20 protein-coding genes are annotated in these 21,869 nt (G+C 60.3%); 10 read left to right on the forward strand and 10 right to left on the reverse strand.

What is annotated here, in order from left to right; genetic code table 11:
- Nucleotides 1-18: 18 nt before the first annotated feature.
- Nucleotides 19-1,020, reverse strand: a complete 1,002-nt coding sequence (locus tag AC06G5_RS13845; protein ID WP_413425681.1) for a FecR family protein — start codon at nucleotides 1,018-1,020, stop codon at nucleotides 19-21.
- 358 nt (nucleotides 1,021-1,378) lie between these two features.
- On the opposite strand from AC06G5_RS13845, the gene AC06G5_RS13850 reads away from it, so the two are divergent.
- Nucleotides 1,379-2,419, forward strand: coding sequence for an Ldh family oxidoreductase (locus tag AC06G5_RS13850; RefSeq protein WP_413425683.1), 1,041 nt, complete (start codon nucleotides 1,379-1,381; stop codon nucleotides 2,417-2,419).
- Between the two features lie 124 nt (nucleotides 2,420-2,543).
- Here AC06G5_RS13850 and AC06G5_RS13855 read toward each other — a convergent pair whose 3' ends face one another.
- Nucleotides 2,544-2,861, reverse strand: coding sequence for an ElaB/YgaM/YqjD family protein (locus tag AC06G5_RS13855; RefSeq protein WP_413704932.1), 318 nt, complete (start codon nucleotides 2,859-2,861; stop codon nucleotides 2,544-2,546).
- A gap of 164 nt (nucleotides 2,862-3,025) precedes the next feature.
- On the opposite strand from AC06G5_RS13855, the gene AC06G5_RS13860 reads away from it, so the two are divergent.
- Nucleotides 3,026-3,280 carry a hypothetical protein gene (locus AC06G5_RS13860; RefSeq protein ID WP_057400121.1) on the forward strand — a complete coding sequence of 85 codons (255 nt, stop codon included), beginning with the start codon at nucleotides 3,026-3,028 and terminating at the stop codon, nucleotides 3,278-3,280.
- Nucleotides 3,281-3,289: 9 nt separating this feature from the next.
- Here AC06G5_RS13860 and AC06G5_RS13865 read toward each other — a convergent pair whose 3' ends face one another.
- Nucleotides 3,290-4,198 (reverse strand): LysR family transcriptional regulator, encoded by a 909-nt coding sequence (locus tag AC06G5_RS13865; RefSeq protein ID WP_413425687.1) that lies wholly within the window; start codon nucleotides 4,196-4,198, stop codon nucleotides 3,290-3,292.
- An 84-nt stretch (nucleotides 4,199-4,282) separates the two neighbouring features.
- Between AC06G5_RS13865 and AC06G5_RS13870 the strand changes: the two genes are divergently transcribed.
- From AC06G5_RS13870 to AC06G5_RS13895, 6 genes are all read left to right on the forward strand, one after another.
- Entirely contained in the window at nucleotides 4,283-5,206 is a 924-nt protein-coding gene (locus tag AC06G5_RS13870; protein ID WP_413704931.1) for a carbon-nitrogen hydrolase family protein, read from the forward strand.
- 136 nt (nucleotides 5,207-5,342) lie between these two features.
- Nucleotides 5,343-7,007, forward strand: a complete 1,665-nt coding sequence (locus tag AC06G5_RS13875; protein WP_413425691.1) for an AMP-binding protein — start codon at nucleotides 5,343-5,345, stop codon at nucleotides 7,005-7,007.
- Nucleotides 7,008-7,023: 16 nt separating this feature from the next.
- The gene (locus tag AC06G5_RS13880; RefSeq protein WP_413425693.1) at nucleotides 7,024-7,785 is read left to right on the forward strand and encodes an SDR family NAD(P)-dependent oxidoreductase; all 762 of its coding nucleotides are present in this window, start codon (nucleotides 7,024-7,026) and stop codon (nucleotides 7,783-7,785) included.
- A gap of 12 nt (nucleotides 7,786-7,797) precedes the next feature.
- Entirely contained in the window at nucleotides 7,798-8,991 is a 1,194-nt protein-coding gene (locus AC06G5_RS13885) for an acetyl-CoA C-acyltransferase (protein WP_413425695.1), read from the forward strand.
- Between the two features lie 144 nt (nucleotides 8,992-9,135).
- Nucleotides 9,136-10,263, forward strand: coding sequence for an acyl-CoA dehydrogenase (locus AC06G5_RS13890; RefSeq protein ID WP_480459696.1), 1,128 nt, complete (start codon nucleotides 9,136-9,138; stop codon nucleotides 10,261-10,263).
- 13 nt (nucleotides 10,264-10,276) lie between these two features.
- Nucleotides 10,277-11,050, forward strand: a complete 774-nt coding sequence (locus AC06G5_RS13895) for an enoyl-CoA hydratase (protein WP_056724587.1) — start codon at nucleotides 10,277-10,279, stop codon at nucleotides 11,048-11,050.
- A gap of 707 nt (nucleotides 11,051-11,757) precedes the next feature.
- Here the strand turns inward: AC06G5_RS13895 and AC06G5_RS13900 are convergent.
- The 3 genes from AC06G5_RS13900 to AC06G5_RS13910 form a co-directional block, all read right to left on the reverse strand.
- Nucleotides 11,758-12,909, reverse strand: coding sequence for an acyl-CoA dehydrogenase family protein (locus AC06G5_RS13900; RefSeq protein ID WP_413428835.1), 1,152 nt, complete (start codon nucleotides 12,907-12,909; stop codon nucleotides 11,758-11,760).
- Nucleotides 12,910-12,912: 3 nt separating this feature from the next.
- The gene (locus tag AC06G5_RS13905) at nucleotides 12,913-14,019 is read right to left on the reverse strand and encodes an enoyl-CoA hydratase/isomerase family protein (protein WP_413428834.1); all 1,107 of its coding nucleotides are present in this window, start codon (nucleotides 14,017-14,019) and stop codon (nucleotides 12,913-12,915) included.
- A 164-nt stretch (nucleotides 14,020-14,183) separates the two neighbouring features.
- Nucleotides 14,184-15,077, reverse strand: a complete 894-nt coding sequence (locus tag AC06G5_RS13910) for a LysR family transcriptional regulator (RefSeq protein WP_413428833.1) — start codon at nucleotides 15,075-15,077, stop codon at nucleotides 14,184-14,186.
- A gap of 101 nt (nucleotides 15,078-15,178) precedes the next feature.
- On the opposite strand from AC06G5_RS13910, the gene AC06G5_RS13915 reads away from it, so the two are divergent.
- Both AC06G5_RS13915 and speB read left to right on the forward strand, forming a co-directional pair.
- A complete protein-coding gene (locus AC06G5_RS13915) occupies nucleotides 15,179-16,270 on the forward strand; it encodes a polyamine ABC transporter substrate-binding protein (protein ID WP_413428832.1) in 1,092 nt (363 codons plus the stop codon).
- A gap of 21 nt (nucleotides 16,271-16,291) precedes the next feature.
- Nucleotides 16,292-17,251: an agmatinase gene (speB, locus tag AC06G5_RS13920; protein WP_413428831.1), complete on the forward strand. Its 960-nt coding sequence runs from the start codon at nucleotides 16,292-16,294 to the stop codon at nucleotides 17,249-17,251.
- Nucleotides 17,252-17,556: 305 nt separating this feature from the next.
- On the opposite strand, the gene AC06G5_RS13925 is transcribed toward speB, so the two are convergent.
- The 4 genes from AC06G5_RS13925 to AC06G5_RS13940 all read right to left on the reverse strand — a co-directional run bounded on the left by AC06G5_RS13925 (nucleotide 17,557) and on the right by AC06G5_RS13940 (nucleotide 21,778).
- Nucleotides 17,557-19,074 (reverse strand): M28 family metallopeptidase, encoded by a 1,518-nt coding sequence (locus AC06G5_RS13925; protein ID WP_480459697.1) that lies wholly within the window; start codon nucleotides 19,072-19,074, stop codon nucleotides 17,557-17,559.
- A gap of 58 nt (nucleotides 19,075-19,132) precedes the next feature.
- Nucleotides 19,133-19,672 carry a dihydrofolate reductase family protein gene (locus tag AC06G5_RS13930; protein WP_413704927.1) on the reverse strand — a complete coding sequence of 180 codons (540 nt, stop codon included), beginning with the start codon at nucleotides 19,670-19,672 and terminating at the stop codon, nucleotides 19,133-19,135.
- Between the two features lie 85 nt (nucleotides 19,673-19,757).
- On the reverse strand, nucleotides 19,758-20,210 hold the full coding sequence (locus AC06G5_RS13935) for a methyltransferase (protein WP_480459698.1): 453 nt from the start codon (nucleotides 20,208-20,210) through the stop codon (nucleotides 19,758-19,760).
- A gap of 515 nt (nucleotides 20,211-20,725) precedes the next feature.
- Complete coding sequence (locus AC06G5_RS13940; protein ID WP_480459699.1) at nucleotides 20,726-21,778, reverse strand: aldo/keto reductase; 1,053 nt, start codon at nucleotides 21,776-21,778, stop codon at nucleotides 20,726-20,728.
- Between the last annotated feature and the right edge of the window lie 91 nt (nucleotides 21,779-21,869).

Below are 21,869 nucleotides of genomic sequence, written 5' to 3' on the forward strand. Positions count from 1 at the left end.
GCAAGGGTTGCGGCCTTTTCAGCTTTTTGGGGTCTTTTGCGGAATCGCGTTGACCACCAGATTGCCGTTGTCATTGCGCGTCAGGTACACCGGCAGCACGCGGGGCAGGGACTTCACCAGGCCGTTGATCTCCTTGATGCTGTAGATGCCGCCGATGTGGATCGAACCGGTGCTGTTGTCAGCGATCTTCAACGGCTTTTCCAGGTAACGGTTGATCAATGGCAATGCATCGGCCAGCGCCAGATCGTCGAGCACCAGTTTGCCCTGGCGCCAGGCCAGCGAACTGTCGTTGTCATAGGTATCGCTGATGCGCGGAGTGAAATCGCCGCGGCGATAGCTTGCCTGCATCGCCGGACCCAGCCGCAGTCCGTCGCCGGACAGGTTATCGTTGCTGCTGACCAGCACCGAGCCTTCGATCAGGTTCACCTTCACCTGGTCTTCATACATCCAGACGTTGAACTTGGTCCCGGTCACGCGTATGCGGCCTTCAGCCGCCTTGACGATAAACGGGTGACGAGTGTCATGGCTGACGCTGAAGAACGCCTCGCCTTTTTTCAGCGTGACTTGCCGCTGATTCTTGTAGTTGCTGTAGGTCAGCTCGCTGCCCAGGTTCAACTCAACCTGACTGCCATCGTTCAAGGTGACCGTGCGGACATTGTCGGTCGATTCGAAATGCTGGTACGAGTTGGGCAGCCAGCCCAGGTGCCAGCCGCTGTACGCGGCCAGCGGTAACGCCAGGGCACACACGGCAGCCGCTATGCCCATGGTGCGCCAGGGCGTCTGCGGTTTGGCATGAACCATCGGCATGACGGGGGCGGGGCAAGGCAGGTCCCCGGCAACATCCCAGATATCCAGCATCGCCTCGTACTCGAAGGCGTGGAGCGGATGCGCATCCCGCCATTGCGCGAACGCCTGGCGCTCTTGCTCAGTGCAATCATTGGCGTGCAGGCGCATGCACCAATGCGCTGCGGCATCGGTGATGGCGTCGTATTCGGCTTCCGAGAGCGTGTGGTCGGTCATTGGCTCATCCTGATTTCGTGCATTCTAACCTTGGGGGAAGTCTGCGAGAACATCAGTCATGGCAATTACCCATCAAAGTGCGTTTATTTTTCGCCAGAGTGCTGCGTTCTTTTCGGATGGGAGAATTCGTGGACCTGCCCGGTGGACCAACGTTGAGGCGCGGCGCAATACGCCAATGGAAGGAGCGTCGAGACGAAAAATCGGCGCCGGGGCGCAGGCGGTAGATAGTTAACGCATGGGCGGCTGGCGTTCGTGCCAGCCTGCGCAATCGAAGGGTTGACAGCTCGCTCCCGGCGCGTTGTTAATCGGCGGTCTACGTACGCTGTTGCCCCCTCCAATAATTAGTCTGGAGCTTCAGATGTCTGCGCCACACGATCACGCGTCCACTGCGGTCTCGCAATACCTGTCCCTTGAAGCGTTGAGCGCTTTGCTGGAGAAGATTTTCTTGCGTCACGGCACCTCGGCCGATGTCGCCAGGGTGCTGGCGCAAAACTGCGCGGGCGCCGAGCGCGACGGCGCGCACAGCCACGGCGTGTTCCGGATGCCGGGTTATGTGTCCACGCTGCAAAGTGGCTGGGTCAACGGCCAGGCCGTTCCGATCGTCGAAGATGTGGCTTCAGGTTTCGTGCGGGTCGATGCCGCCAACGGTTTTGCGCAACCGGCCCTGGCGGCCGCACGCGAGCTGTTGGTTGAGAAAGCGCGGAGCGCCGGAATCGCGGTACTGGCGATTCGCAACTCACACCATTTCGCTGCGCTGTGGCCGGATGTCGAACCTTTTGCCTATGAAGGCCTGGTGGCCTTGAGTGTGGTCAACAGCATGACCTGCGTGGTGCCCCACGGTGCCGACCGGCCGCTGTTCGGCACCAACCCGATTGCCTTCGCCGCCCCGCGGGCCGACGGCGAACCGATTGTCTTCGACCTTGCCACCAGTGCCATTGCCCATGGTGATGTGCAAATTGCCGCGCGCGAGGGTAAACGCTTGCCGGCAGGGATGGGCGTGGACAGCCTCGGCCAGCCGACCACAGACCCGAAAGCAATTCTCGAGGGCGGCGCGTTGCTGCCGTTTGGCGGGCACAAGGGCTCGGCGTTGTCGATGATGGTCGAGCTGCTGGCGGCGGCACTGACCGGGGGGAATTTTTCCTTCGAATTCGACTGGAAGAACCACCCTGGCGCCAAGACGCCCTGGACTGGCCAATTGCTGATCGTGATCGATCCGGGCAAAGCGGCGGGGCAAAGCTTTGCCGAACGCAGCCAGGAACTGGTGCGTCAAATGCACGGGGTCGGCTTGAAGCGCTTGCCGGGTGACCGGCGTCATCATCAGCGCGCCAGGTCGCAGGTCAACGGCATCGAGCTGGATGCCAAGACGCTGGCGAACCTGCGGGAGCTGGCGGGCGTCTGACGCTGTCAGCCTTGTGGGAGCGGGCTTGCTCGCGAAGGCGTCGTGTCAGCCGATAGCTTGGTTGCTGACACACCGCCTTCGTGAGCAAGCCCGCTCCCACACAGGGTTCAGTTTTTGCCAGTATTTAGCGCCGCCCCAACAACAACCCCACCACCAGGCCGAACCCGGCAGAAATCGCCACGGTTTGCCATGGATGCCCGCCGATATAGGTTTCAGTGGCCTCGACCGCGGGCAGCGTCCGGTCGCGCACGCTGGTTACCGAATCCCTGGCTTGCCGGAGTTTCAGCGCGATTTGTCCGCGAAGGGTCTCCGCTTCTTCCCCGACCAGTGAAGCGCTGCTTTTCAGCAGTTTTTCCGACTCTTCGATCAGCCGTTGAAGTTCGCTGAACGCCAGATCCTTGATTTGGTCTTCGGCGGCTTGCGCGGTGGTTTTGCGGACCATTGAAGTACTCCTTGCAGGTAAGTGGACAGTGAACAATGGAGTCTGCGGTTGTCGGAAAAGTTGCAGCTATTTTGCCCAGTGAGGCCATCTTGCTGAAAAACCGGCGCAGGACATTTCGTCCTACAGTGTAAGATGTCGCCTATTTTACGCAGCAGGAAAATCCCATGAGCTTCAATCTGGCCGACAAACCCCTCGCCGAGCGCGCTGCGCTTGAAGACGAGAAATCCCGTCTGTTCGAACTCTGGCAAAACAATCTGGGCAAAGCCAAGGGTGAGGCCGCGCGGTTGTTCGGCGAACGGGCCAAGCGCAAAGGCAAGTGGGCGGAATGGGTGCGCGCCGAGCTGGACGGTATGTCGCCCCCGGAATTCGCCAACATGGTGCGCAGTGAAGTCAATCGCCTGATGGCCGCCAACAAGTAATATCGGCTGTCACGCGAAACTTGCGACAATCGCTTCACGCACTTTCAACACCACCGGATCGAGTTGGGTGCTGGTGCGCCAGCCCAGCTCGATCGGGTAACGTGGCAACGCCAAGGGGCAGGGCAGCAACGCCAGTCCGCTGAGCGTTGCGATGCTTTGCGCCGCATGAGCCGGAATGGTCGCAACGGCCTGGCTGCCCTTGAGCAAATGCGGCAGCGCGGCAAAGTGCGTGGTCGAGGCGCACACCCGCCGACTCAACCCCAGCGCGGCCAACCCCTCGTCGGTAATCCCGATAAAACCGCCGGACGACACCAGAATGTGTTCGCGGGCGACAAACTCTTCAAGACTGATGCTCTGCTGGCCCGCGCCCAGGCTCGACGGGTCCGCCAGGCACAGGTATCCGCCTTCCCCCAGTACCTGACGGCTGAGCAGCCGCTCGGCAACCCCGCCCGCGGTGATCGCCAGGTCGATGCTGCGCTCCATCAACGCCTGGGCGACGATCTGGCTGTGGGTCTGGCGGAAAATCAGCCGCAGCTTCGGCGCGGTACGGGCGATTTCTTCAATCATCCGCCGGCCGTAGGCAATTTCGAAATCATCCGACATTCCCACAGTGACCGAGCGACCGTCGTACTGCTGTGCGGCCGGATCGACCATCGCCAGGCTCTGCCGGCATTTGTTCAGGGCATCGCTGACCACCGGCTTGAGCTGATTGGCCTTGAGCGAGGGGGCCAGGCCTCGTCCGGTGCGCACGAACAGCTGATCGCCATACACCTCGCGCAACCGCCGCAGTGCTGCACTGACCGCCGATTGCGTCACGCCCAGGCGCAAGGCGGCACGACTGGCGCTGGACTCCTCGTGCAGCGCTTCGAAGACTTTGAGCAGGTTGAGGTCGATGTCTGTGATATTCATTTGGCTCATATCATTCAGCAGTGAGTCGGTCTTTATTGATGATTGCGTGACGCTGGATAATGAGCAACACCTGATGCGAATGGAGTTTCCGATATGCCCAAATCAATCGTTGCGGCCCTGCAAATCGGCGCATTGCCCGGCGGCAAGGCTGAAACCCTGGAACAGATCCTGTCCTATGAAAACGCGATCATCGAATCCGGCGCCGGGTTGGTGGTGATGCCGGAAGCGCTGCTGGGCGGTTATCCCAAAGGTGAGGGCTTTGGTACGCAATTGGGTTATCGCCTGCCGGAAGGTCGCGAAGCCTTTGCCCGCTATTTTGCCAATGCCATCGACGTGCCCGGCGCGGAAACCGAGGCGTTGGCGGCGCTGTCCGCCCGCACTGGGGCCAATCTGGTGATCGGCGTGATCGAGCGTGCGGGCAGCACGTTGTACTGCACCGCGCTGTACTTTGATCCGCAGGCCGGGCTGGTGGCCAAGCACCGCAAACTGATGCCCACCGGCACCGAGCGGCTGATCTGGGGCAAGGGCGATGGTTCGACGCTGCCGGTGATCGACAGCCAGGTCGGGCGTGTCGGTGCGGCGGTGTGCTGGGAAAACATGATGCCGTTGCTGCGCACGGCGATGTACGCCAAGGGCGTGGAGGTGTGGTGCGCGCCGACCGTGGACGAACGGGAGATGTGGCAGGTCAGCATGCGCCACATCGCCCATGAGGGGCGTTGTTTCGTGGTCAGTGCCTGTCAGGTCCAGGCCTCACCCAAGGCCCTGGGCGTGGACATCGCCAACTGGCCGGCGGATCGGCCATTGATCGCCGGTGGCAGTGTGATCGTAGGTCCCATGGGCGACATCCTCGCCGGACCGTTGCGTGACAGCGCCGGTCTGCTCACCGCGCAAATCGACACTGACGACCTGGTACGCGCCCGCTACGACTATGACGTGGTCGGCCACTACGCGCGGCCGGATGTGTTCGAGCTGACCGTGGACGAACGCACCAAACCCGGGGTGCGTTTCATCGCTTGATACCCTGCGGGCTTTGGCCAAAGCAGTCAGACAACTTGATAACTTTGACCATTGCCCGACACCCCGCGCAGAGCGAGTATTTCCCTGTTGATTACGGTTCCCCCAACCTAATAAGAAACACAGAGGGATTCTGGCAATGCGCGATTACTTGTCTGCTACTTCTCAGTTCAATTATCAGCACACCGTCGACACCGCACTCGCAGGCGATCTGACCGCCCTCAACGCCTGTGTCGAATGTTGTGACCGGCATGCCTTGCCGGGCCGCATCGCGCTGTTCTGGGAAGGACGCGACGGCACCAGTGCGACCTATACCTTCACCGAACTGCAGGACAAGGCCGCGCGTTTCGCCAATTACCTGCAGGCCTTGGGCGTGAAGAAAGGCGACAAGGTGGCCGGCCTGTTGCCACGCAATATCGAACTGCTGATCACCGTGTTCGCCACCTGGCGCATCGGTGCGGTGTATCAACCGCTGTTTACCGCGTTCGGCCCCAAAGCCATCGAGCACCGCCTGAGCTGCTCTGGCGCCAAAGTGGTGGTCACCGATGCGGTGAACCGGCCGAAACTGGCTGAAGTCGCCGATTGCCCGACCACGGTGACCGTCACAGGCCCCAAAGGGCAGGGCCTGGTTCGTGGCGATTGCAGTTTCTGGGCCGAACTGGCCAACTATTCCGCCGACTGTGAGCCTGTATTGCTGACCGGGGAAGATCCGTTCCTGCTGATGTTCACTTCGGGCACCACCGGTCCGTCGAAAGCCCTGTCGGTGCCGCTCAAGGCCATCGTTGCGTTCCAGAGCTACACCCGCGATGCGGTGGATCTGCGCCCGGAAGACGCCTTCTGGAACGTCGCAGATCCGGGTTGGGCCTACGGTATCTATTTCGGTGTCACGGGGCCGATGGCCATGGGGCATCCGATCACCTTTTACGATGGCCCGTTCACCCTGGAAAGCACCTGCCGGGTGATCAACAAGTACGGGATTACCAATCTCACCGGTTCGCCGACCGCCTACCGTTTGCTGATTGCCGGCGGCGACGAATTCGCCAGATCGATCAAGGGCAAGCTGCGCATCGTCAGCAGCGCCGGCGAGCCGCTGAACCCGGAAGTGATCCGCTGGTTCGCCGACAACCTCGACGTGGTGATCCACGACCATTACGGCCAGACCGAACTGGGCATGGTGCTGTGCAACCACCACGGCCTTGAACATCCGATTCACATGGGCGCGGCCGGTTTTGCCTCGCCAGGCCACCGCATCGTGGTCCTGGATGACGAATACAAGGAACTGGGCGTTGGCCAGCCGGGCATTCTGGCCATCGACCGCAGCCAATCGCCGATGTGCTGGTTCGCCGGCTACGAAGGCGGGCCGACCAAGGCCTTTGTCGGCAACTATTACCTGAGTGGCGACACCGTCGAGTGGAACCCGGACGGCAGCATCAGCTTCGTCGGTCGCAGCGATGACGTGATCACCACCTCCGGTTACCGGGTCGGTCCGTTCGACGTGGAAAGCGCGCTGATCGAACACCCGGCCGTGGTCGAGGCCGCAGTGATCGGCAAACCCGATCCGGAGCGCACCGAACTGGTCAAGGCCTTTGTCGTGCTCAGCCCGCAATACCGCGCAGAACCTGCGTTGGCCGAAGAGCTGCGGCAACACGTGCGCAAGCGTCTGGCGGCGCATTCCTACCCCCGCGAAATCGAATTTGTCAGCGAGTTGCCGAAAACCCCAAGCGGCAAATTGCAGCGCTTTATCTTGCGCAACCAGGAAATCGCCAAGGCTCAAGAGGCCGCGGCGAAGAACGTTCCAGCTTGAATCCAGGGAAACAATGATGCAGATCGAGAACAAGATATTTATCGTCACGGGTGGCGCTTCCGGCCTTGGTGCAGCCACTGCCGAGGTGCTGGTTGCCGCAGGCGCGAAAGTGATGCTGGTGGACATGAACGCCGAAGCCGTTGCCGCCCAGGCCCAGCGCCTTGGCGCGCACAGCGTGGTGGCGGACATCAGCAACGAAGCAGCGGCCGAAGCCGCCGTGCAGGCGACGGTCAAGGCCTTTGGCGGCCTCAATGGCCTGGTCAATTGCGCCGGCATCGTGCGTGGCGAGAAGATTCTTGGCAAGAATGGCCCGCACGCGCTGGCCAGCTTCAGCCAGGTGATCAACGTCAACCTGATCGGCAGCTTCAATATGCTGCGCCTTGCGGCAGCGGCGATTGCGGAAACCGAAGCGGACGCCGATGGCGAACGCGGCGTGATCATCAATACCGCGTCTGCCGCGGCTTACGACGGTCAGATCGGTCAGGCGGCCTACTCGGCGTCCAAAGGTGCGATTGTCAGCCTGACCTTGCCCGCTGCCCGCGAACTGGCGCGTTTCGGCATCCGTGTCATGACGATCGCTCCCGGCATCTTCGAAACGCCGATGATGGCCGGCATGACCCAGGAAGTCCGCGACTCCCTGGCGGCTGGCGTGCCATTTCCGCCGCGCCTGGGCAAACCGGGCGAGTATGCCGCGCTGGTCAGGCATATCATTGAAAACAGCATGCTCAATGGCGAGGTGATCCGTCTCGACGGTGCCTTGCGCATGGCCGCCAAATAAGGAGGATTTGTCATGACAATGTCCAACGATCCGATTGTAATCGTCAGCGCCGTCCGCACCCCGATGGGCGGTTTCCAGGGCGAACTGAAAAGCCTGACGGCGCCGCAACTCGGCGCTGCCGCCATCAAGGCCGCGGTTGAACGTGCCGGCGTCGCCAGTGATAGCGTCGACGAAGTGCTGTTCGGCTGCGTACTGCCGGCAGGCCTCGGCCAGGCCCCGGCGCGTCAGGCGGCGCTGGGTGCCGGGCTGGATAAATCGACCCGCTGCACCACCTTGAACAAGATGTGCGGTTCCGGCATGGAAGCGGCGATCCTGGCCCACGACATGCTGGTGGCCGGCAGTGCCGACGTGGTGGTCGCCGGTGGCATGGAAAGCATGTCCAACGCGCCTTACCTGCTGGACCGCGCCCGTGCCGGCTACCGCATGGGCCATGGCCGGGTGCAGGACTCGATGTTCCTGGACGGCCTCGAAGACGCCTACGACAAGGGCCGCCTGATGGGCACCTTCGCCGAAGACTGCGCCGAAACCAACAGCTTCAGCCGTGAAGCCCAGGACGCGTTCGCCATCGCCTCGACCACTCGCGCCCAGCAGGCGATCAAGGACGGCAGCTTCAGGGACGAAATCGTGCCGCTCACCGTGACGGTCGGCAAAGAGCAGGTTGTGATCAGCAATGACGAGCAGCCGCCCAAAGCCAAGCTGGACAAGATCGCTTCGTTGAAACCGGCGTTCCGTGAAGGCGGTACGGTGACGGCGGCCAACTCCAGTTCGATCTCCGACGGTGCCGCCGCACTGGTGCTGATGCGCCAGTCGCAGGCACAGAAGCAAGGCCTGAAACCGTTGGCGGTGATTCATGGCCACGCTGCGTTCGCCGATACCCCGGGCCTGTTCCCGGTGGCACCGATTGGCGCAATCAGGAAGTTGATGAAGAAAACCGGCTGGTCGCTCAATGACGTAGATCTGGTGGAAGTCAACGAAGCCTTCGCCGTGGTCGGCATGGCCGCGATGACTCATCTGGAAATTCCCCACGAGAAACTCAACGTGCACGGCGGTGCTTGCGCCCTCGGTCATCCGATCGGGGCGTCCGGTGCGCGGATTCTCGTGACCTTGCTCTCGGCCCTGCGCCAGAAGGGCCTGAAGCGTGGTGTCGCGGCGATTTGCATTGGTGGCGGTGAAGCGACGGCGATGGCCGTGGAATGCCTGTATTAAGACTTGCGCAGTCCCTGTAGGAGCGAGCTTGCTCGCGAAGGGCGTCAACGATGACGAGGTCTGCCTGGATGAATGCGGCGCTCTCAGGCCCTTCGCGAGCAAGCTCGCTCCTACAGGGGGCGATTACATTTTTAAGGATTCACCATGATCCCCAATGACGACCAACAACAGATCCGCGACATGGCCCGGGACTTTGCCCAGGAACGGCTGAAACCGTTCGCGGCCGAGTGGGACCGTGAGCATCGCTTTCCCAAGGAAGCCATTGGCGAAATGGCCGGGCTGGGCTTCTTCGGCATGCTGGTGCCGGAGCAGTGGGGCGGATGCGACACCGGTTACCTGGCCTACGCCATGGCGCTGGAAGAAATCGCCGCCGGCGATGGCGCCTGTTCGACCATCATGAGTGTGCACAACTCCGTGGGTTGTGTGCCGATCCTCAACTACGGCACGGATGAGCAGAAAGAGCACTTCCTCAAGCCGCTGGCCAGCGGCGCGATGCTCGGCGCATTCGCCCTGACTGAACCCCAGGCCGGTTCCGACGCCAGCGGCCTGAAAACCCGCGCGCGCTTGGAGGGCGATCATTACGTGCTCAACGGTTGCAAGCAGTTCATCACCTCCGGGCGCAATGCCGGGGTGGTGATCGTGTTTGCAGTGACCGATCCGGGCGCCGGCAAACGCGGTATCAGCGCTTTTATCGTGCCGACCGATTCGCCGGGCTACACCGTTGCGCGGGTCGAAGACAAGCTCGGTCAGCATGCGTCCGACACTTGCCAGATCCTTTTCGAAGACGTGAAGGTGCCGGTGGCCAATCGCTTGGGCGAGGAGGGCGAAGGCTACAGGATTGCCCTGGCCAACCTTGAAGGCGGCCGCGTCGGGATCGCTTCGCAATCGGTGGGCATGGCCCGCGCCGCGTTCGAAGCGGCTCGCGACTACGCCCGTGAGCGCGAGAGTTTCGGCAAGCCCATCATCGAGCACCAGGCCGTGGCGTTCCGCCTGGCGGACATGGCGACCCAGATCGCCGTGGCGCGGCAAATGGTGCACTACGCCGCCGCCCTGCGTGACAGCGGCAAGCCGGCGCTGGTCGAAGCGTCGATGGCCAAGTTGTTCGCCTCGGAAATGGCCGAGAAGGTATGCTCCTCGGCGCTGCAAACCCTTGGCGGTTACGGTTACCTCAACGACTTCCCGGTGGAGCGGATCTACCGCGACGTGCGGGTCTGCCAGATCTACGAAGGCACCAGCGATATTCAACGCATGGTCATTTCGCGCAATTTATAAGAAGGAGTCCCTTGTGAACTACGAAACGATTTTGTTGGAAACCCATGGCCGCGTTGGCCTGATCACCCTCAACCGTCCGCAAGCGTTGAACGCGTTGAATGCGCAGATCGTCAGCGAACTGAACCAGGCCCTCGACGGCTTTGAGGCTGACTCGAACATCGGCTGCATCGTCCTGACCGGTTCGAAAAAAGCCTTTGCCGCCGGTGCCGACATCAAGGAAATGGCTGAGCTGACCTATCCGCAGATCTACATCGACGACCTGTTCAGCGACAGCGACCGTGTGGCCAACCGCCGCAAGCCGATCATCGCGGCGGTCAACGGTTTCGCCCTGGGCGGCGGCTGTGAGCTGGCGTTGATGTGCGACTTCATCCTGGCGGGCGACAATGCCCGATTTGGTCAGCCGGAAATCAACCTCGGCGTGTTGCCGGGCATGGGCGGCACCCAGCGCCTGACTCGCGCCGTGGGCAAGGCCAAGGCCATGGAAATGTGCCTGAGCGGGCGTTTGATCGATGCCGTGGAAGCCGAGCGTTGCGGCATCGTGGCGCGTATCGTGCCGAGCGATGAGCTGTTGGATGAAGCGCTGAAAGTCGCCGCGTTGATCGCCAAGAAGTCGTTGCCGATTGCGATGATGGTCAAGGAAAGCGTCAACCGTGCCTTTGAAGTGAGCCTGGCCGAAGGCGTGCGCTTTGAGCGCCGGGTGTTCCATGCGGCATTTGCGACGCAGGATCAGAAGGAAGGGATGGCGGCGTTCATTGCCAAGCGTGAGGCGGAGTTCCAAGGCAAGTGATGCGGCGCTTTCGCTGACGCCATCGCGAGCGAGCTCGCTCCTACATTGAATCTCTGTAGGAGCGAGCCTGCTCGCGAAAAACCCAAGGGCACCGAGTAGATTCAGGTGCCCAGCGTTATCGTTGACCTACATCGCGAGCGAGCTCGCTCCTACATTGGATCTCTGTAGGAGCGAGCCTGCTCGCGAAAAAACCAAGGGCACCGAGTAGATTCAGGTGCCCCGCGTCATCGTTGACTGCCATCGCGAGCAAGCTCGCTCCTACATTGGATCTCTGTAGGAGCGAGCCTGCTCGCGAAAAAACCAAGGGCACCGGGTTGATTCAGGTGAGCGTTATCGTTGACCGCCATCGCGAGCAGGCTCGCTCCTACATTGGATCTCTGTAGGAGCGAGCCTGCTCGCGAAAAAACCAAGGGCTCCGAGTCGATTCAGGTGCCCCGCGTCATCGTTGACCGCCATCGCGAGCGAGCTCGCTCCTACATTGAATCCCTGTAGGAGCGAGCCTGCTCGCGAAAAAACCAAGGGCTCCGAGTCGATTCAGGTGCCCCGCGTCATCGTTGACTGCCATCGCGAGCAAGCTCGCTCCTACATTGGATCTCTGTAGGAGCGAGCCTGCTCGCGAAAAACCCAAGGGCACCGGGTTGATTCAGGTGCCCAGCGTTATCGTTGACCGCCATCGCGAGCGAGCTCGCTCCTACAGGTACAGGGCATCAAATCAGGTAGTTCTTCAGCTCGCGGGCGATCACCATCCGCTGTATCTCGCTCGACCCTTCGTAGATCTGCGTGATCCGCGCATCCCGGTAGTATCTTTCCACCGGATAGTCTTCCAGGTAGCCATAGCCGCCATGAATCTGAATGGCGGACGAGCAGACCTTTTCCGCCATTTCCGACGCAAACAGCTTGGCTTGTGAGGCCTCCGACAGGCAGGGTTTGCCGGCCGTGCGCAGGCGTGCGGCGTGCAGGATCATCAACCGTGCGGCGTTCAGTTGCATGTGCATGTCGGCCAGCAGGTTGGCGATGCTCTGGTGTTCATTGATGGTTTTGCCAAACTGCACCCGATCACGGGAGTAGGCCAGCGCCGCTTCGAACGCCGCGCGAGCAATGCCGAGTGCTTGCGCGGCGATGCCGATTCGCCCGCCTTCGAGGTTGGATAGGGCGATGGCCAGGCCCTTGCCGCGCTCACCCAGCAGATTGGCTTCGGGGATGGTGCAATTGTCGAGGGTCACGGCGCAGGTGTCGGAGGCGCGAATGCCCATCTTGTGTTCACTGCGGTCGACCTTGAAGCCAGGGGTGCTGGTGGGCACCAGGAATGCCGAGATGCCACGCTTGCCCAGGTCCGGATCGGTCACGGCAAATACAATCGCGAGCTTGGCCCGCTTGCCGTTACTGACGAATTGCTTGGCGCCGTTGATCACCCACTGGCCGTCGCGCAGTTCGGCGCGGGTGCGCAGGTTGTGCGCCTCGGAACCGGCCTGGGGTTCGGTCAGGCAGAAGCAACCGATGGCCTTGCCGCTGGACAGATCCGCCAGCCAGGTCTGTTTCTGTTCTTCGCTGCCGTAGTTGAGTACCGGCCCGCAGCCCACGGAGTTGTGGATGCTCATGAAGGCGCCGGTAGCACCGTCGCCGGCGGAAATCTCTTCAACCGCCAGCGCGTAGGCCACGTAGTCGACATAGGTTCCGCCCCATTCCTCGGGGACCACCATGCCCAGCAAGCCCAGTTCGCCCATCTTCGCCACCAGACCGTCATCGATCCAGCCGGCCTTTTCCCAGGCCTGGGCATGGGGCGCGATTTCGCCACGGGCAAAATCCCGGGCCATGTCGCGGATCATGACTTGCTCTTCGCTCAATTCGATATCGTGCATGGCTCAGCTCTCGCTCTGGTCAAACCCGCTGAAGAAGCTCGCCACGTGTTCGGCGTGCAGCGCCTGAAGGGTGGGCGGGTTCCAGCGTGGTGTCTTGTCTTTGTCGATCAGCAAGGCGCGCACGCCTTCGATCAGGTCGCCGCGCTCGAACCACTGGCGGTCCAGATGCAGCTCAAGGGCGAAGCATTGTTCAAGGCTCAGGTGCCGACCGCGACGCAGCATTTCCAGGGTCACGCCCATGGCCAGTGGCGAGCGGGTTTCCAGAAGGTCGGCGGTGGTCATGGCCCAGTCGTGGCTGTCGGCGACCGTTACTTCGCGCAGTTGTTCCACAATACTCGGCACGTCGGGCTGGGCGAAGAAGTGGTCGATGGCCGGGCGCAACGTTGCCAGTGGCGCATCAGGCAGTTGCTGAACGGCGAGTCTGGCCAGCAGGCCTTGCAGGTCCTTGAGCGGCGTGTCGTGCCATTCGAGCTGGTCGAGTTTCTCGTCCAGATCGCCCAGCCTGTCGCTTTCCAGGTACCAGTCGGCCAGACCGCAATACAGGGCATCGGCTGCGCGGATTTGTACGCCACTGACCCCAAGGTAAATCCCCAGTTCACCGGGAATGCGCGGCAGGAAATAACTGCCACCGACGTCAGGGAAATAACCGATGCCGACTTCCGGCATCGCCAGACGGCTTTTTTCGGTGACCACGCGCAAGTCCGCGCCTTGCACCAGGCCCATGCCGCCGCCGAGGACAAAGCCATCCATCAGGGCCAGCACCGGTTTGCGGTAGTGGTGGATCGCGAGGTCGAGGGCGTATTCCTCGACGAAGAAATCTTCATGCAGGGTGTCGCCGCTTTTGAAACTGTCATATAGCGAGCGTATGTCGCCACCAGCGCAGAAGGCTTTTTCGCCGGCACCCCGCAAGACTACGGCATGGACTTGCGAATCCTGGGCCCAGGCGTCGAGCTGGCGTTGCAGGCTGCGCACCATGTCCAGGGTGAGGGCATTGAGGCCGGCGGGGCGGTTGAGGGTCAGATGACCAATGTGGTTGCGAACCTCGGCCAGCACTTCGTTTTGCATGGCATCCATGGACTGAGTCCCCGGAGAAGACACCTGAGCAGTCATCACTAACTCCCTGCTTTTATTGTTCTTTATCGAGATGCTCGCGCGCGAGCGATGACGGATCGTATCAGTGCAAATTTGCCTTGTACAACCCGGATAAGTGCAGGTTATCTGTGCATTTTTGCATGGTGATGACCGGCACCGTTTCAGCGTAGACCACGGCGTATTCAGGCAAACGCCGCGAGCAGATCCTCTTCGAATGCCTTCTGCGCATCACCGGCCACCTGTGCCCGGTGCCGGGCCAGATGAAACGCGACATCGAAACTCATGTCGTTGCGCCGCACGGCCTTGAGCAAACCCTTGTCTTCCCAGGTACGGGCAAAGTGGCTGGGCAGGTAACCGACATGCTTGCCGGAAAGAATGAAGGCGAGGGTGCCTTCGACCTGCTCCGATCGTGCCGAACACAGCTTGCCTTGAAAGGGCTCGTCACTGCGCAGGAAGCGGTAGGGGTGACCGACCCGGTCGCAGGCCTGCAAATCCTCATCGTCCGGGGCCGCGTTGGTGAACAACGGGTGACCGGGGGCGCAATACAGATGCTGGGTTTCTATGAACAATTGGCGGTAGTCGAACGCGCTTTGCACTTGAGAGAAATAGCCGATGGCCAGGTCCAGCCGCTGTTGCAGCAGCAAGCGTTCCATTTCGCCGGGCATGGCGCTGATCAGTTCGATGCGCACCGATTCGTCCCTTTCACGGAAGCGCCGGATCGCCTCGGCCACCCGTTGCAGCACCGATTGATCGAGGGCTTCGGACAGACCCAGGCGCACTTCGCCGATCAAGCGTCCGGCCACGCCGTTGGATTGATGACGGAAGGCTTCGATGGACTCGAACAGTCCACGGGTGGCGCTGAGGAGCTGTTCGCCCTTGGGCGTGATCCTGAACCCTCCCTTGCCGCGACTGCATAGCCGGTAGCCAAGGCGGGTTTCCAGTTTGGCCATTTGCTGGCTGATGCTCGACTGGCTCAACCCCAGCTCGCCCTGGGCTGCGCTGAAACCGCCGCATTCCACCACGCTGACAAACAGTCGCAACAATTGCAGATCCAGATCGTGGAGTTGGCCGAGCATCAAACATTACTCCGTCGTAAAGTCAGGTTAATTAACTTGATATTTTATCAATGTATCCGACGACGCATCCTGCAACCACTTCCTCTGGTCAGGTGTTCGTCATGGCTCCCAAGTTCAAGCTGTGTTTATCCACGCTGTTGCTCGCCGTTGCTGTTTCGGCCCAGGCCGAGGACAAGGAGGTCAATCTGTACAGTTGGGCCGATTACGTCGCCCCCGAAACCCTGCAACGGTTCGAGCAGGAAACCGGTATCCATGTGCGCTACGACACCTTTGATTCATCTGAAGTGCTGGAGACCAAGTTGCTCACGGGCGGCAGCGGCTATGACGTGGTGGTGCCGTCCTCCAGCGTGCTGGCCCGGGGGCTTGCGGCCGGGGCGTTGAAACCGATTCCCCACGAAGGACTCAAGGGCTACGCCAACCTTGATGCGGATTTGCTGGAAAAACTCGCCGCTGTCGATCCGGGCAACCGCTACGGCGTGCCGTACACCTGGGGCACCCTGGGTTTGGGCATGAACGTCGAGGCGGTCAAGCAGCGCTTGCCGGACGTGCCGCTCAATAGCCTGGACCTGCTGTTCAAACCCGAGTACGCGAGCAAGTTGAAGGATTGCGGCATTGCCATTCTTGACTCACCGCAAGAGGTCATCGGACTGGCGCTGCATTACCTGGGTAAAGATCCCTACAGCACCGACAAGAACGATCTGTCAGCCGCCGAGGCGTTGCTGCATCAGCTACAACCGAATGTGTTGTACGTCGCCACCGGGCGGCAGATCAGCGACCTGGCCAATGGCAGTGTGTGCCTGGCGCTGACCTACAACGGGGACGCGAGCATGGCCGCCGACCAGGCACGCAAGGCCAACAAACCCTATGAAATTGCCTACCGGATTCCCAAGGAAGGCACCCTCGTGTGGCAGGACAACCTGGCGATCCCCAAGGACGCTCCGCACCCCGAAGCCGCCCGCGCTTTTATCGAGTTCATGTTGCGCCCCGAGTCCGTTGCGGCACTGACCAACACCTTGTTCTTCGCCACGGCGAACCAGGCCGCCACGCCGCTGGTGGATGAAGCGGTACGAACCGATCCGGACATCTACCCGCTAGCCGACGTGCGGGAACGGCTGTACGCCGACCGCAGCATGAGCCTCAAGGACATGCGCCAGCGCACCCGCCTGTGGACCACTTTCCGTAGCCGCCAATAAGAAAAAGACAAGGAGCCTTCAATGGACGTCCCGATGCAGAACGATCAAGCCATGACCCGTGACAGCCTTTACGGCACGGCCGCCGAAAGTACCTACGCCGGTATCACCAGCTTCATGCGTCGCCGCTACAGCCGTGACTTGCGCGGAGTCGACGTGGCCGTCAGCGGCGTGCCGTTCGACACCGCCACCAGCAACCGCCCCGGCGCACGCTTCGGGCCACGCGGCATTCGCGCCGCCTCTGCCGGGATCGCCTGGGAACGGCACTGGCCGTGGACGTTTGACCCGTTCGATCACTTGGCGGTGATCGACTATGGCGATTGCGATTTCGATTACGGCTCGCCGCAGTCGACGCCCGAAATGATCGAGGCCCACGCCGAACACATCCTCAATGCCGGCACGGCGATGCTGACGTTTGGCGGCGACCATTTCATTACCTATCCACTGCTCAAGGCCCATGCCCGCAAGCATGGGGCGTTGTCGCTGATCCACTTCGACGCCCACAGCGACACCTGGCCGGACGAGGAGGGCAAGCGCATCGACCACGGCACCATGTTCTGGCACGCAGCCAGGGAAGGGCTGGTCGACCCGTCGCGCTCGGTACAAATCGGCTTGCGTACCACCAACGATGATCATCAGGGCTTTGAAGTGCTCGATGCGCGGCAGGTGCATCGACGTGGTTGCGAGGCGATTGTCGAGGCGATTCGCGCGCGAGTCGGCGACAACCCGGTGTACCTGACCTTCGACATCGACTGCCTCGATCCGGCATTCGCGCCTGGCACCGGAACACCGGTATGCGGCGGCTTGAGCACGGTACAGGCGCTGGAAATTCTCGGCGGTCTGCGCGGCATCAATCTGGTGGGCATGGACGTTGTGGAAGTGGCTCCGGCCTATGACAGCGCGGAGATCACCTCACTGGCGGCGGCGACGCTGGCGATGGAGATGCTGTGCCTGTATGCGGCCAGGCATAAGGTCGATCGGTAGTACAAAGCCCAATGTGGGCCCAGTGTGGGCGAAGCTACAATTTGACGACATTTAGACTTCCCCATCGCCAAGCTCAAGTGCCTTAACGATATTGGCATGGCGCCGGCAGTGTTTCAGGATATTCCCGCTAAATTTATCGACCAATTCCGGCAACGCTGTGTGGCCGAATCGATCCGTATATTGCAAATAACGAGGGTACTGCTGACACAGGGGGTCAACGTTCGTGAAGTGGCAATAAGGATCAAAATCGGGAAGACGACGCTCTACGACGCTTTGCGTGAGACCGATCAAGAACCCCAGCAAAGCTAAATGTCGTCAAATTGTAGCTTCGCCCACACTGAGCCCAGTCCCACGGCCAGCAGGCAGAGGGGGAGAAGTGCAATGACCCCGGCAATGACCGGCATTTTAAGGCCTGATGAAATCAGGTAGACGATAGGCGCGTAGAGTATCCCGCAGGCATAAGCGCCCAGCAGCATGATCGAATAGGAGATGGAGAGGCTTCGCAACAACATGGCGCAAGCCAGAAGCAGACCGGGGATGACGAACAGATAGGCAATGCTGGGGACGTAGAATGCAAGTGTTGCGCAGGCAATGCCGAACAGGACAATGGCCATGGGCCGCAGCACGGAATTCTTGCCCTGATCTTGGCGGCGAGTGCGGCAGCGTTGCGCCCAAAGACCGCAGAACACGAACGAGGCGATGCCCAGCGCATACATGGCGGGCAAAGGGAGTACCAGCAGTGTGCCGCCTGGCAGTGGGAAATAGGTTGCGTCCTCGTCAGCGCTCAGGGAGGAGAGGTCGATACCCTGGATAAAGTGGTTGCCCACTTCACGCACTGCCTTTTGGTAGCGAAACAAGGTCTCTGGCGCAAGGTTCTCCACCGTGTCGCTCATGTGGTGGTAGTGTTGAAAACCCTCCACGACCGCAAAATTCAACCCTGCGATGTTCATTTTCCTGAAGGCCGTAAAGTCCGTGTCGTTTTGCAGCATCTTGTAAATCAGGGGGGTGAATGAGAAGGATATGATGCCCCGAACCCCTGCGTTCAGGTTCTTGATCAGGGTGTAGTCCTTCTGCGAGGTCTCGAACAATAAAGGGATGCCCTGGTTACCCCTGGCTTCGAAGTTCAATACCAGGCGGAGGGCTTCACGTTCCGGCGCGCTGAGCTGCGAGACGTAGTGCTCCGCTCCCAGTAGGCCCAGTTCTTCGCCATCGGTGAATAGAAAGACAACGTTGTTTTTGGCATCGCTGCGGGTGATGGTTTCCCGCATCAGCTGGAGTATCGAGGCGACGGCCATGCCATCGTCACTGGCCCCGGGGGCGGTGCCGACGCTGTCGTAATGCGCCATGAACAGGACCGTCGCGGTCGCTCCCGGTACGCGGCGTGAGGCTATCAGGTTGATTCCCTGGCCGCTGTCGCCTTCCAGCAGGCCGGAGCGAATTCGCACTTCCTTTTCAAAACTGTCCGCGCCCACCCGAGCCAGCTCGGCATCGAATGCTTGGCGCTGTTCCTCGTTCAGCTCGGCGTAGAGCATTTTCTGCCGGTTCACCATGCTTTCGATGGTAAATCGAAAGGGTTGCTCAACCACCTGGTAACCCATGCCCGCAATCGTTTCCTGCAAGTAATGCCTGACAGCGGCCTGGCGTGGTGACGCGGTGGGGTGGGGTGCAGCGGCGATGACGCCCAGGTTATTGCGTACATTCAGATAGCCGATATCGCGAGCATCGGCGGCTGTCAGGGCGGCGGGTTTCACCATCCCTGTTCCATGAACACTCGCCAGAGCGACAACGGCCAGCAAACATAAACTCAATACCAAACGCTTCACTGGTTTCTTCCTTGGGGTCCGACGCTGCAAGTTTCGATACACGATCGTCTTGCGGGCGTTAATCCGCTTTCACGTCCAGGACGCATTCCATGGCACCGCTCTGCAGCGTACGCTGTTTTCTGGGAACGACTTCAAACGCGCGGTCAACGGGCAGTACGGGAACGCCGGAGCCGAGAAAGATCGGAATGGTGGTGATGAACAGCTGCTGCAATTCCCCGGCGTCGGCAAAACAGGCTGCCGTTTTGCCGCCACCGACCAGCCAGACATTCTTGCCCTTCGCCGCTTGCCTGGCCCTGGCCGCGATCGCCCCGGCATCACCGCGTACGAAGGTGATATCCAGATTGGCGGGGACTGACCGATTCCGGTTGCTCATGACAAAGGCGGGTACATCCTGGTAGGGCCAGTCATCGGGAGCGTTCGACATGATCCAGTCATAGGTCTGCGACCCCATGACCACCGCTCCGACCGACTGATAAAAATCATCATAGGCCGTTGCGTCATCCCCCAGCGCAAAGTTCTCCAGCCAATCGAGTTTGTGTTGTTGAGTGGCAATATAACCATCCAAGGTGGCAGCTACGTAATAGACCAGCGTCGACATGTGTTTTCCTTGTAATCATGCAGGTGGGAAATGACCCGTAAATAAAGAGCCCCTCTGGAAAGTGGCGAGGGGCGATGGTGATCATTTATTTCGGGTAGGCGAAGATAATGCCGTTCCCACTTGGCAGGCGCTTTACCTGTTTGACGATAAAGCCGCTGTTTTCAATGAGGGTTCTGAATTCAACCTCGTTGCGCTCCTTGCCACCGGCGATACCGAACAAGGACAGCATGTAAAGATCCATCATTGCGCCCGTGGGATTGGGCTGGGCACTTTCACCCTGGTCAATCACCAGGTCCACTACAACCAATAGCGCATTGTCCGGCATGCTCCGCCGGCAGGTGGCCAATATGGCCTGGCAGTCTTCGTCGCCCCAGTCGTGCAAGACATGGGACAGCAGGTAAGCGCTGCCATAGCTTGCTGTAAGCAGAGAACTTTTTGGCGTAATGAAGCTTGCACCGTATACCATCTCCTTTGTAGTTGGATAAGCGTTTTTACTTGTCGTGCTGATACGGCTAAGCAGCGGAGCTTTATGACTCATGCAGCTTGTAAAGTTTCCTTGATTACAAGATACAGTTGAATTTTTAACTTTGAATTTTAGGCGATGTGCGGTTGTTGAAGTTTGATTTATGATTGGCCATTTAGATTGCAAATCAAATGATAAGAAAGTAACAAAATATTGCGAGGCCAAAAAATGGGAATAGGAAGGCAGCTTTTAGGAATGAGCTGTAGGATTATTCTGAGGAACCCCAGCATCCAAAAAACAAGTTCTGGAAATGCGGGGGCTCCAGACAGATTTTTTGCAAAAGAGTGGGTTTTTTCAGAGTTTCTCTAGGGCGCGCCAGACTATTTAGGAGTAGCTCAAATGGGAGATTGGCGGCGGCAACGCTGGCGATGGAGATGCTGTGCCTGTATGCGGCAAGACATAAGGTCGATATGTAGTACACAAACCCTGTGGGAGCGAGCTTGCTCGCGATGGCGGTCGATCAGCCAACATAGTTGTTGAATGTTCCGCCCTCATCGCGAGCAAGCTCGCTCCCACAGTTTTGATGGGTGTCAGGCCACCGGAATGCTCGGTAACTCGAGGATCTGCCCCCCGCTAAAGCGTGCGAACGAACCGGAAATGGATTCGTGTGGCACACCTTTGGCCACGTCACTGACGCCATCCAGCCTTGCCATTTGCTCGGTGCTCAACTGCACATTCAGCGCGCCCAACGTGGCATCCAGTTGCTCGCGTGTGCGGGAACCGAGGATCGGAATCAGTGCCGTGGTCGAGCGTTTGGCCTTTTCCCGCAGCCAGGCGATGGCCACGTGGGTCGGGCTGGCATCGAGTGCTGCGGCGATATCGATCAAGGTATCGAGCAGGGCGGTTTCGCGGGCGCTTTTTTCAGCATGAATCAGCACGCCGAGCTTGTTCGCACGGTTGTCGCCTTCACTGTTGCGATACTTGCCGGTCAGGAAGCCGCCTCCCAGCGGCGACCACAAGGTCGCGGCCAGGCCCAGGGCTTCGGCCATCGGCAGTTGTTCTCGCTCAGCCGTGCGTTCAGCCAGGCTGTACTCGACCTGGATCGCGGCAATCGGCGCAAAACCACGCACCTCGGCCAGCAAGTCGGCGCGGGCGATGCGCCACGCGGGGAAGTTCGACAGCCCGGCGTAATGGATCTTGCCGGCACTGACCAGGTCGTCGAAGCCGCGCAGGATCTCTTCCATGGGCGTGACGCCGTCGCTCATGTGGGCCCAGAACAGGTCGATATGCTCGGTCTTCAGCCGTTTAAGGCTTTCTTCGACGGCGCGCACCATGTTCTTGCGGCTGTTTCCAGTGTGGGAAATGCCGGCCGCCGGTGTAGTCCCGAGGGTGTATTTGGTGGCGATGACCAGGCTATCCCGTTCCGCATTGATGAACTCGCTGAGCATGGCCTCGGATTGCCCGCCCTGATAGCCATTGGCGGTATCGATGAAGTTGCCGCCGGCTTCCAGGTAGCCATCAAAAATGCGTTTGGCTTCATCACGCTCGGCGCCATGGCCCCAACCGGTACCGAAATTACCGGCGCCCAGCGCCAGTTCGGAAACACGCAAGCCGGTTTTACGACCGAAAACTTTGTAGTGCATGGGATGACTCCAGAGGGATGACCACGGCGTTATAGATGATTAACGACATATATTAAATATGATGTTAGTAATTTAATGCGTCAAGACTCTT

The organism is Pseudomonas sp. WT-JTC, assembly GCF_056711565.1.

Bases quoted from the DNA above. Each gene is read 5' to 3' on its own strand.
- AC06G5_RS13845 (WP_413425681.1), bottom strand. From the start codon at position 1,020: ATGACCGACCACACGCTCTCGGAAGCCGAATACGACGCCATCACCGAT.
- AC06G5_RS13850 (WP_413425683.1), top strand. From the start codon at position 1,379: ATGTCTGCGCCACACGATCACGCGTCCACTGCGGTCTCGCAATACCTG.
- AC06G5_RS13855 (WP_413704932.1), bottom strand. From the start codon at position 2,861: ATGGTCCGCAAAACCACCGCGCAAGCCGCCGAAGACCAAATCAAGGAT.
- AC06G5_RS13860 (WP_057400121.1), top strand. From the start codon at position 3,026: ATGAGCTTCAATCTGGCCGACAAACCCCTCGCCGAGCGCGCTGCGCTT.
- AC06G5_RS13865 (WP_413425687.1), bottom strand. From the start codon at position 4,198: ATGAGCCAAATGAATATCACAGACATCGACCTCAACCTGCTCAAAGTC.
- AC06G5_RS13870 (WP_413704931.1), top strand. From the start codon at position 4,283: ATGCCCAAATCAATCGTTGCGGCCCTGCAAATCGGCGCATTGCCCGGC.
- AC06G5_RS13875 (WP_413425691.1), top strand. From the start codon at position 5,343: ATGCGCGATTACTTGTCTGCTACTTCTCAGTTCAATTATCAGCACACC.
- AC06G5_RS13880 (WP_413425693.1), top strand. From the start codon at position 7,024: ATGCAGATCGAGAACAAGATATTTATCGTCACGGGTGGCGCTTCCGGC.
- AC06G5_RS13885 (WP_413425695.1), top strand. From the start codon at position 7,798: ATGACAATGTCCAACGATCCGATTGTAATCGTCAGCGCCGTCCGCACC.
- AC06G5_RS13890 (WP_480459696.1), top strand. From the start codon at position 9,136: ATGATCCCCAATGACGACCAACAACAGATCCGCGACATGGCCCGGGAC.
- AC06G5_RS13900 (WP_413428835.1), bottom strand. From the start codon at position 12,909: ATGCACGATATCGAATTGAGCGAAGAGCAAGTCATGATCCGCGACATG.
- AC06G5_RS13905 (WP_413428834.1), bottom strand. From the start codon at position 14,019: ATGACTGCTCAGGTGTCTTCTCCGGGGACTCAGTCCATGGATGCCATG.
- AC06G5_RS13910 (WP_413428833.1), bottom strand. From the start codon at position 15,077: ATGCTCGGCCAACTCCACGATCTGGATCTGCAATTGTTGCGACTGTTT.
- AC06G5_RS13915 (WP_413428832.1), top strand. From the start codon at position 15,179: ATGGCTCCCAAGTTCAAGCTGTGTTTATCCACGCTGTTGCTCGCCGTT.
- speB (WP_413428831.1), top strand. From the start codon at position 16,292: ATGGACGTCCCGATGCAGAACGATCAAGCCATGACCCGTGACAGCCTT.
- AC06G5_RS13930 (WP_413704927.1), bottom strand. From the start codon at position 19,672: ATGTCGACGCTGGTCTATTACGTAGCTGCCACCTTGGATGGTTATATT.
- AC06G5_RS13935 (WP_480459698.1), bottom strand. From the start codon at position 20,210: ATGAGTCATAAAGCTCCGCTGCTTAGCCGTATCAGCACGACAAGTAAA.
- AC06G5_RS13940 (WP_480459699.1), bottom strand. From the start codon at position 21,778: ATGCACTACAAAGTTTTCGGTCGTAAAACCGGCTTGCGTGTTTCCGAA.